This is a genomic window from Microcoleus sp. MON1_C1 (assembly GCF_036701945.1).
Classification (GTDB): Bacteria; Cyanobacteriota; Cyanobacteriia; order Cyanobacteriales; family Microcoleaceae; genus Microcoleus.
Genome location: NZ_JAUBRO010000088.1, coordinates 8,111 through 10,765, shown reverse-complemented (window position 1 = coordinate 10,765; position 2,655 = coordinate 8,111). Strand labels below are relative to the sequence as shown.

General features: G+C 47.3%; 2 protein-coding genes. Both read right to left on the bottom strand.

Annotated elements, in window-relative coordinates:
- Positions 1–2,006: WD40 repeat domain-containing protein (locus tag QUA62_RS27985; protein ID WP_333408084.1), on the bottom strand; the 2,006-nt coding region annotated here is incomplete at its 3' end.
- A gap of 1 nt (position 2,007) precedes the next feature.
- On the bottom strand, positions 2,008–2,655 hold a 648-nt coding region (locus tag QUA62_RS27980), incomplete at its 5' end, for a WD40 repeat domain-containing protein (protein WP_333408083.1).

Genomic DNA, 2,655 nt, shown 5'->3' with positions numbered 1-2,655 from the left:
TTTACCGAGTTGCTGTGACCTTTGAGAGTACACTGTTCGTTTCCAGTGGTTAAATCCCAGACTTTGAGGGTTTTGTCCAAAGAACCCGAAATTGCCCGCTTGCCATCGGGGGTGACAGCAACTGCATTTACTGAGTTGCTGTGACCTTTGAGAGTAAACTGTTCCTTTCCAGTGGTTAAATCCCAGACTTTTAGTGTGTTGTCCCACGAACCAGAAATTGCCCGCTTGCCATCGGAGGTGACAGCGACTGCATTTACGAATTTGCTGTGACCTTCGAGAGTAAACTGTTCCTTTCCAGTGGTTAAATCCCAGACTTTTAGTGTGTTGTCCCACGAACCAGAAATCGCCCGCTTATCATCGGAGGTGACAGCGACTGCATTTACTGAGTTACTGTGACCTTCAAGAGTAAACTGTTCCTTTCCAGTGGTTAAATCCCAGACTTTGAGGGTTTTGTCCAAAGAACCAGAAATTGCCTGCTTGCCATCGGAGGTGACAGCAACTGCATTTACTGAGTTGCTTTGACCTTCAAGAGTAAACTGTTCTTTTCCAGTTGTTAAATCCCAGACTTTTAGCGTTTTGTCCTCTGAACCAGAAATTGCCCGCTTGCCATCGGGGGTGACAGCAACTGCATTTACTGAGTCGCTGTGACCTTTGAGAGTAAACTGCTCGTTTCCAGGGGTTAAATCCCAGACTTTTAGCGTTTTGTCCCGCGAACCAGAAATCGCCCGCTTGCCATCCTCCGTGACGGCTACTGCATTTACCAAGTCGCTGTGACCTTGGAGAGTAAACAGTTCGTTGCCAGTGGTTAAATCCCAGACTTTGAGGGTGTTGTCAAAAGAACCAGAAATCGCCCGCTTGCCATCCTCCGTGACGGCTACTGCATTTACCAAGTAGCTGTGACCTTTGAGAGCAAACAGTTCATCTCCAGTGGTTAAATCCCAGACTTTGAGGGTTTTGTCTCTTGAACCAGAAATCGCCCGTTTGCCGTCGGGGGTGACAGCCACTGTATGCACTGAGTCGCTATGACCTTTGAGAGTAAACAGTTCGTTTCCAGTTGTTAAATCCCAGACTTTGAGCGTGTTGTCCCATGAACCAGAAATTGCCCGCTTGCCATCTTCCGTGACGGCGACTGCGTTTACCCAGTCGCTATGACCTTGGAGACTAAACAGTTCGTTTCCAGTTGTTAAATCCCAGACTTTGATGGTGTTGTCTGATGAACCCGAAATCGCCCGATTCCCATCCTCCGTGACGGTTACTGCATATACTGAGTTAGTGTGATATTGGAGAGTAAACTGTTCCTTTCCGGTAGTTAAATCCCAGACTTTTAGGGTTTTGTCATCTGAACCAGAAATTGCCCGTTTGCCATCAGCAGTGACAGCAACTGCATATACCCACTGGGTGTGACCTTCCAGAATAAGCTCTTCCTTTCCAGTTGTTAAATCCCAGACTTTGATGGTGTTGTCTGATGAACCAGAAAGCGCCCGCTTGCCATCCTCCGTGACGGCTACTGCATTGACCGAGTTGCTGTGACCTTTAAGGGTGCGTAGCAATCCCCTGCGAGAGGGAGTTAAACAGGGTGTCAAAGGACGCAACCAAGGTGCAGCTTTCCACTGCTTTGCTATTTCCAGCATGGCCTGAATTTCTGGCATTTCAAAATCAAGTAAGTACCCTAACAATTGCCCTGCCAGTTGCGTCTGATATCGCTCCAAAATATCCGCTGACATCCATAGTACCGATTGAATCAAGTTCAGGAATTTCGCTTTTTCTGGGTTGTACTCGGGGTGACTTACTGCTTCTGAATCGTCAACCAAATTGAAATCATCAATCAGTGCCTGCACTCCAAACTCCGGATGCTGAATCTTTGCCATCAAAAAGTTAAAATTCGTCAGTTTTTGATAATACTTTTCTACATGACCTGACTTGACATGATTTTGCAGTAAGCTGCCCAGATAAGCACGTTGATAGAAAAGTGGTTTGGCCGCTAACTTGTCAGCAAATTCTCCCATCTCACGCCATCCCCTTTTCTAAATACTCAGCAATCTCTTCTAGTCGCAGGAAATATACGCGACCGGATGCGTCGCCCGCTACGATTGTGACTCCATCGACAGCAATAGCGCAAGAGGCAATCGCACTTTCACCCAGGAAGCTGGCAATGACATTTCCACTCGATAAATCCCAAACTTTGATGGTGTTGTCCCAAGAACCAGAAATCACCCGCTTGCCATCAGCAGTGACAGCTACTGCACTTACCCAGTCGCTGTGACCTTGGAGAGTAAACAGTTCGTTTCCAGTGGTTAAATCCCAGACTTTGAGCGTTTTGTCTCTGGAACCAGAAATCGCCCGCTTGCCATCCTCCGTGACGGCTACTGCATTTACCAAACTGCTGTGACCTTGGAGAGTAAACAGTTCGTTTCCAGTGGTTAGATCCCAGACTTTGAGGGTGTTATCATATGAACCAGAAATCGCCCGCTTGCCATCGGAGGTGACGGCTACTGCATATACCGAACTGGTGTGACCCTTGAGAGTAAACTGTTCCTTTCCAGTTGTTAAATTCCAGACTTTGAGGGTGTTGTCTGCTGAACCAGAAATAGCCCGCTTGTCATCCTCCGTGACGGCTACTGCATTTACCAAACTGCTGTGACCTTGGAGAGTAAA